9 protein-coding genes are annotated in these 6,502 nt (G+C 61.4%); 4 read left to right on the top strand and 5 right to left on the bottom strand.

The genetic code is table 11. The annotated features are described in order from the left end of the window. On the top strand, positions 1-891 hold an 891-nt coding region (locus tag AC1DYI_RS23575; protein WP_477206566.1), incomplete at its 5' end, for an FCSD flavin-binding domain-containing protein. After that, positions 888-1,691 (top strand): nucleoside phosphorylase, encoded by an 804-nt coding sequence (locus AC1DYI_RS23570; RefSeq protein WP_477206565.1) that lies wholly within the window; start codon positions 888-890, stop codon positions 1,689-1,691. The genes AC1DYI_RS23575 and AC1DYI_RS23570, both read left to right, overlap by 4 nt. 104 nt (positions 1,692-1,795) lie before the next feature. Here AC1DYI_RS23570 and AC1DYI_RS23565 read toward each other — a convergent pair whose 3' ends face one another. The 4 genes from AC1DYI_RS23565 to AC1DYI_RS23550 form a co-directional block, all read right to left on the bottom strand. Further along, entirely contained in the window at positions 1,796-1,999 is a 204-nt protein-coding gene (locus tag AC1DYI_RS23565) for a hypothetical protein (RefSeq protein WP_477206564.1), read from the bottom strand. Between the two features lie 33 nt (positions 2,000-2,032). Beyond that, the gene (locus tag AC1DYI_RS23560; protein WP_477206563.1) at positions 2,033-3,127 is read right to left on the bottom strand and encodes a helix-turn-helix domain-containing protein; all 1,095 of its coding nucleotides are present in this window, start codon (positions 3,125-3,127) and stop codon (positions 2,033-2,035) included. Beyond that, complete coding sequence (locus AC1DYI_RS23555; protein WP_477206562.1) at positions 3,124-3,777, bottom strand: hypothetical protein; 654 nt, start codon at positions 3,775-3,777, stop codon at positions 3,124-3,126. Before AC1DYI_RS23555 ends, AC1DYI_RS23560 begins: the two co-directional genes overlap by 4 nt. A 214-nt stretch (positions 3,778-3,991) precedes the next feature. Then, positions 3,992-4,645, bottom strand: a complete 654-nt coding sequence (locus tag AC1DYI_RS23550) for an ArsR/SmtB family transcription factor (RefSeq protein ID WP_477206561.1) — start codon at positions 4,643-4,645, stop codon at positions 3,992-3,994. A gap of 121 nt (positions 4,646-4,766) precedes the next feature. Between AC1DYI_RS23550 and AC1DYI_RS23545 the strand changes: the two genes are divergently transcribed. After that, the gene (locus AC1DYI_RS23545) at positions 4,767-5,594 is read left to right on the top strand and encodes a class I SAM-dependent methyltransferase (RefSeq protein ID WP_477206560.1); all 828 of its coding nucleotides are present in this window, start codon (positions 4,767-4,769) and stop codon (positions 5,592-5,594) included. A 49-nt stretch (positions 5,595-5,643) separates the two neighbouring features. Next, on the top strand, positions 5,644-5,955 hold the full coding sequence (locus tag AC1DYI_RS23540) for a hypothetical protein (RefSeq protein ID WP_477206559.1): 312 nt from the start codon (positions 5,644-5,646) through the stop codon (positions 5,953-5,955). Between the two features lie 85 nt (positions 5,956-6,040). On the opposite strand, the gene AC1DYI_RS23535 is transcribed toward AC1DYI_RS23540, so the two are convergent. Beyond that, the coding region (locus tag AC1DYI_RS23535; RefSeq protein WP_477206558.1) for a glycosyltransferase at positions 6,041-6,502 on the bottom strand (462 nt) is incomplete at its 5' end.

Raw genomic sequence — 6,502 nt, 5'->3', positions numbered from 1 at the left:
AAGTTGGTGCTGAGTCCTGGGATCGAGCTCATGCTCGACAGCGTGCCCGGCCTTGCGGCTGCGCACGCCACGGGGCGCGTGCAGCATGCATGGAAGGCAGGCGCCGAAACACTGGCGCTTCGTCAGCAGCTCGAGGCGATGCCAGATGGCGGCGTCTACGCGATCACTGTTCCGGAAATGCCATACCGTTGCCCGCCGGCGCCGTATGAACGAGCCAGTCTCATCGCCGAGTACTTCAAGGCGGCGAAGCCACGCTCGAAGGTCGTGATCCTGGACGCCAACCGCGACATCGTGGTCAAGGGGGCGTTGTTCAGGAAGGTGTGGACCGAGCAGTATCCCGGGCTGATCGAGCATCGGCCTTCGCAGCGATTGGTCGGAGTCGACGCGACACAAGGTGCGCTTCAGGTTGAAGGACAGGAAGCCCTGCGCGCCGCGGTGTTGAATGTCGTGCCTGCCATGCAAGCTGGCCGCCTTGCACGGGATACGGGTCTGGCACTGAACGGCCGCTGGTGTCCGGTGAACTATCAGACCTTCGAGTCGACGGTGGCGAAGGATGTCTACATCATCGGGGACGCGGTGGTGTCGCCTCCCGGCCTGCCCAAGAGTGGACATATCGCCAACAACCAAGCCAAGGTGGCGGCTGCTGCGATCGTGGCTGAACTGAGCGGCTGGGACGCGAATCCGGCACCTGTGCTGATGAATGCCTGCTACAGCATGGTCAGCGCCAAGTCGGCCATCCACCTGGCCAACATCTACCAGTTCAACGCGGCCGAGAAGACCTTCAAGGGTGTGTTGCCGGCACCCGGCGGTCTCTCGGCTACAGCCAATGAGATCGAGGGCGTGTACGCCTGGGATTGGGCGCGAGCCACGTGGGCGGACACTTTGGCGTGAAGGGCGCTCTCGATCTGCCACCGATCCTGGCCGGCAAACGCCACGACGAGCCGTCCGTGTTCACGCCAGAGAGCCTGCTTCGTGAGGCGCGGCGTCAGCGCGGCATGCCAGACGCGAAAGTACCCGCCATCTGCGTGCTCGACCCGGACGGCGACATTGCCCGCTACCTGCAACGGCAGGCCTCGTCGCACGTGGACCCGAATTGGGTCTGCTATCACACCTCGTTGCATCGAGTCCCGCATCAAGGCGTCGAACTCGGTGTTGTCCCCTGCGCCGTTGGCGCGTCCTTTGCGGTTCTCGTGGCAGAAGAGTTGTTCGCCAGCGGCTGCGAGTTGCTGATCAGCGTCACGTCGGCGGGGCAGCTTGCGCCTCTGAGCGCACCACCGTACTTCGTTCTGATCGACAAGGCACTCAGAGACGAAGGGACCAGCTATCACTACCTTCCACCCTCGAACTTTGTCGATGCAGATCCTGACCTGACAGGTGCCCTGGCTGGGGTCGAGCTTTCGACCGGTACGCCAATACATCGTGGCGCGGTCTGGACGACCGACGCACCGTTTCGAGAGACCGAGTCTCAGATCCAGGACATGCGCGATCAAGGCCTGCTGGCTGTGGAGATGGAGGCGGCCGCCCTCTACTCGTTTGCGCAAGCGCGCGACAGGAAGGTCCTGTGCTTTGCGCACGTCACCAACCAGATGGGTACGACTGCGTGCGACTTCGAGAAGGGTTTGGCAGACGGTGCCATCGAGGCGCTGGAACTTGTCGCGGCCGCTGCCAAGCGAATAGTCGGCGCCATCTGACCGTCGTGACCTCCTGATCGGGCTACGTGCGCTGGCGCGCTCGACCCTCAGCGGTCCTTCGGCCTACGGAAGACCGCTCAGTGAGACGACCAGGAAGTCGACGGCTACTTGCGTCTGTTGTACGGAGACTGATTGGTAGGCTTGAGCGACTTGCCCAGTTCGGACGCCTTGCCGTATATCGCTGCCTCCGTACGGCCGAGCTTGATGCCGATGACACGCGTTGGCGTGTTCCCATCGATGAGCTTCTCAAGCTTTGCCTCATGCTGAGGCGTCCAGAGCTTGCCATGGTTTTCGGGTTGCTTGGCCACAAGGTCCTCCAATGGCGGTTGGAAAATCGAACGCTAAACGACTGATAGCTTGGCGCGGCTCTTACCGCCTCCCATCCCGCTACCCTCGATGCGCTGCATGTTGGTCAATCTGAACAGAAGATTTTCGATCTCAAATACTGGCAATCCAAGTTCCTCAGCCAGCTTTGACGTAGTGATGCCGTCTTCGCGGAGCTGCGTCAGCACCTTGTCCCAAACGATGGACAGCTCGCGGTCAATGCCTTCAGGCTCTACCTGCTTGTAGTTCTGCATGATCTGGATGCAGAAGGTTCGGTACTGCCAGTCCGTCGTGATCCCAAGCTTGTGAAGCCGATAGTTGAGCGCAGCGACAGACACCCGCCACCGCTTCTTGGCTGAGACTATCTCGCCGAGCGTTCCAACCCGAGGCAACCTTGCGCGTACATCGGCCTCCGGCATGAGAAAGGCAGAAGCAAACTGGTTGGCCTGATCCTCAACCTCTCGACCACCGTGCGGCCCCCCATGGCGATGCAGCACAAGATGCCCCAATTCGTGCACAGCATCGAATCTGCTGCGTTCGGCGGTCTTGGTGGTGTTGAGAAACACAAACGGCGTATCGCGCCGCCACATCGAAAACGCGTCAACTGCCTGCGTGTTCTCCGCCAGCGAGAAGACGCGGACACCCTTCGCTTCCAGCATGTGCACGACGTTCTGCACAGGACGCTCGCCGAGACCCCAATGCTGTCGAAGCGCGCGAGCGGCCGTTTCAGGGTCGCAACCCTCTTTGCAGTCAATCAGGCTATGGGTTGGCAACGTGAAGCGTTCGTGCACCCAGTCGCTCAGCATGAACGCGAACGCGCCGGCCGCAAGTGCAGCATCACGGTCGCGTACAGACATGGAACTCAACGAACGAAAGCTTGCTGCTTCGGCCATCGGTTCGTCCAGCTCTGCCCCATAGAAGAACGACTGCGGGAAGTTGAGCACGGCCGACAGCGCCTCCATGCTGCTCACAGGCGGTTCGACATCGCCATGCTCGTAGCGGATGACGGTCTTTTGGTCCACATCCAGCTGTTCGGCCAACGCCTTCTTGGTGAGCTTCCTTCTACGTCGTGCCAAGCTGAGCCGTGCGGGGCTGAAGATAGCTCGATTCACTTTCGCTTGACTTCAATGTTGAAGTCCGGCGCACCATCGTCTTGATCGGGATCGTCGAAGACATTCACCGGCTTCCAGTCACCGTCGCCGAGGATGATGATCTTCTCGAAAAAGCCTGTGAAGTACCCGCCCTGGAACTCGTTCAGCAGTGACAGCTCTGCACGAACTGTCTCGCCGCTGATGAATACACACAGGTGCCAGGTCGTATAGCCATGCAGACCAGGAGGCAGGCCCTCCGGGCTCGGCAGAGGGATGTCTTCGGGGGCGAAGAGCGATGCTTGATTGACTGTCGCTGCCCGCTCGGAGTTGGGACCTTTCTTGCAGCGGTTCTGTGGCACTCGATCGGGCAGGCCGGCACCGTCATCGGCGTTCATCACCACCAGCTTGAATCGGCGCTTATGGTTGACGATCGAACAGAAGTTGCCGCTGTCGTCCTTCTCCCATCCGGTGCCACGCAGAAGCTCGCGCGCCCGCCGAGTCCCATGGCGGTAGCTCTCGTAGCCACGAGCATTCGGCGGATCGTTCTCCGTGCAACCGCCGAACCCGGCAACGCAGGCCTTGACGACGTCGGTCAGAACGGCTCGGGTGAGGTCAAGTTCCGCAAGCCGGCTATCGATGTCCCAGGCTTCTGAGTGAATGATGGCAGTCATGAGGTGGTGATGTCCATTTTTCAAGCCTCAAATGTGACCGACTTTATGGACATTTGCAAGCCCTCCGTGTTTCGAAGCGTCCCAGGAACAAGAACAATGTCATTTGGCAGGTTCTCTGAGCTTGGGCCGCTTGCTCCAACAGAAAAGCGAAGTGGTCGACCGGCGGCAGATTGCAGCCGGAGTCCGCAGCTACTGGTTTGAATCTCGTGAAGTACTAGGCTTCAACCGGCAAGCCGCGGGCACGCCACTCTGCGACGCCGTCCGTGAGGACAAACGCGTTGTAGCCCTTCTTGCGCAGCAGCTCCACGGCGTCCCGCGCCATCAGGCAGAACGGGCCGCGGCAGTAGGCGACCACCGGAGCGTCCTTCGGRAGCTCGGCGAGCATCTTCTTCAGCTCATGCAGCGGCAGCGAACGCGCATGAGGCAGGTGACCACTGGCGAATTCCTCCGCCGGTCGGACATCGAGCACGACCAAGTCGCCCGACATCGCCCCTTTTAAAATGCTGCGCCGGTCGATGCCTTCAAGATCCGCGCGATGATCGATCAGGGCCACCAGCGCGGCCCGTAGTTCCAGCAGCCGCGCCTCGGCTTCGCTGCGAAGAGACACCCACAGGTTGGCCACGCCCAGGTCCGCCAGCCGATACAGCACGTACTTGCCGTCCTTGCGAGGCTCGACCAGCCTGGCTTGCCTGAGTTCTTTGAGGTGTGCACTGGCCAGCTTGACGCTCATCTGCGCCTGCGCGGCTAGAGTTTCGACCGTCTTTTCACCCTGGCACAAAAGCTCGATGAGATGCAGGCGCTTCGGGCTTGACAGTGCCTTTCCCAGGCGGGCGACCTGCTCGAACAAATTGTCCTTTTGCGAACTCATCGGCGTATATTCTCATATTCATTGGAATGACAGATATTTGCGTGGACCCTGCATCTGACCCGGTTCCTGACGCGTATACCTCGTTGCAGCACTGAGCCTGCCAACCGAAATGAGGTCCACCATGGAAGCGCTGACGCCCGAGATGAGCAGCTTGAAAGCTCGCCTGAAGGGGACGTGGTCGGCTGGCGACTTCGGCCGCATCGCGGCTTCGTATGAAACCGGAGCCGCGGACTTCATTGCTCGGATGAACTTCAAGCCTGGCCAACGCGTACTCGACGTGGCTTGCGGGACCGGCAATCTGGCCATTCCGGCGGCCAGAGCCGGAGCCAAGGTCGTTGGGATCGATATCGCACCGAATCTCGTCGAGCAAGCTCGGCAGCGCGCTGCCGCGGCGGGGCTGAACATTCAGTTCGATGAGGGTGATGCCGAGGCACTCCCATATGAAGGTGGCAGCTTCGACACTGTGGTCACCATGTTCGGTGCCATGTTCGCACCTCGTCCCGACATCGTCGCCAGGGAGCTCACACGCGTCACGCGGCCCGGCGGCATTGTCGCGATGGCCAACTGGACGCCAAGCAGCTTCATCGGGCAGATGTTCAAGACAATCAGCGCGCTGGTACCTCCGCCAGCGATGATGCCTTCACCGCTGCTATGGGGTGATGAGTCGAAGCTGCGAGAGCGCTTCGGTTCCCAGGTTGCGGACCTGCACGTGCAGCCACGCACGATCGAATTCCACTTCGAACAGTTCACGCCGCCGCAGGTCGTTGAGTTTTGGCGCGAGTTCTACGGCCCCACGCAACGCGCCTTCGAGGCGCTTGCCGCAGATGCGCAAAAGCAGGCCCTGCTGCGGACGAACCTGGAAGACCTCTGGGCGACCCACAACCGAGCCCGCGGCGGCGGCACGGTGGTCGAGTCGGAGTACCTCGAGGTGCTGGCAACGATCGCTTGACGCGAAACCGCCGGCCTCATTCCTGTTCAACCCCGAAAGGAGACCCACCATGATGATCGCGCGTTGGCATATCGATGCCCGCTTCGGCCACAAGCAGGCGGTGATCGACGCCATGCAGGCCTGGAACAGGGACATCGGCGAGCAAATCGGCTGGAAGGCGAGCCAGTTGCGTCTGACCACCGGGTCGATTGGCGCGCTTGAGTCGACCGTCGAGGTCGAAGTCACCATTGCCGACCTCGCTGAACTGAACACAGCGTGGGCAAAGCTTGCTGGCATCGAAGCGCACAAGCAGTGGAGCAAGGACCTTGAACCGCATGTCGTTTCGGGGACGCAGCGCTGGGAAGTCCTGCGCGTGGTGTGAGGCAGCTTGCGACCCGGCGACACTCTTGCCGCGTGGCAGCTGCTGGCTGCGAGAGACGTCGCCTCGACACTGGCCGCGCTGCACCCTAGAGCCTCGGTCGCTGCATGTCCATCCACAACATGCGAATCGCGTCGGACTCGGCCTCGGGGGCAAAGAGCGGATCGAGCAGTTCGCACTGCACCCGCAGCCGATCCTCGTACGAAGGCTCTGACGCAAATCTCAACATCAGGTTCGCCAAGCCAGCCGCGTCGCCAACGGCGAAGTAGCCTTCGTAGTCGTCTCCCAAGAGACCGACATTGCCGTCGATTCGGCTGGCCAGCACAGGCACGTTGGAGCGCACCGCCTCGATCACGACGTTTGCACCTCCCTCCAGCCTGCTCGTGTGAACCAGCGCCCGTGCACGTGCAATCCAGCGTCTTGTGGCTGGCGCAGGCAGACCGTCGATCCAACGATAGTTGGGGCACTGGCTCATCGTTTGTCGGGCCGCTTCGCCGAGCTGCGGATCCAGTGCTGTACCAATGTGCATGATTCGCAGGCCGCTATGCCC

The organism is Ideonella sp. P3_A4, from assembly GCF_056403075.1.
Note: the sequence above shows the minus strand (reverse complement) of the source record. Positions and strands in the feature narration are given on the sequence as shown.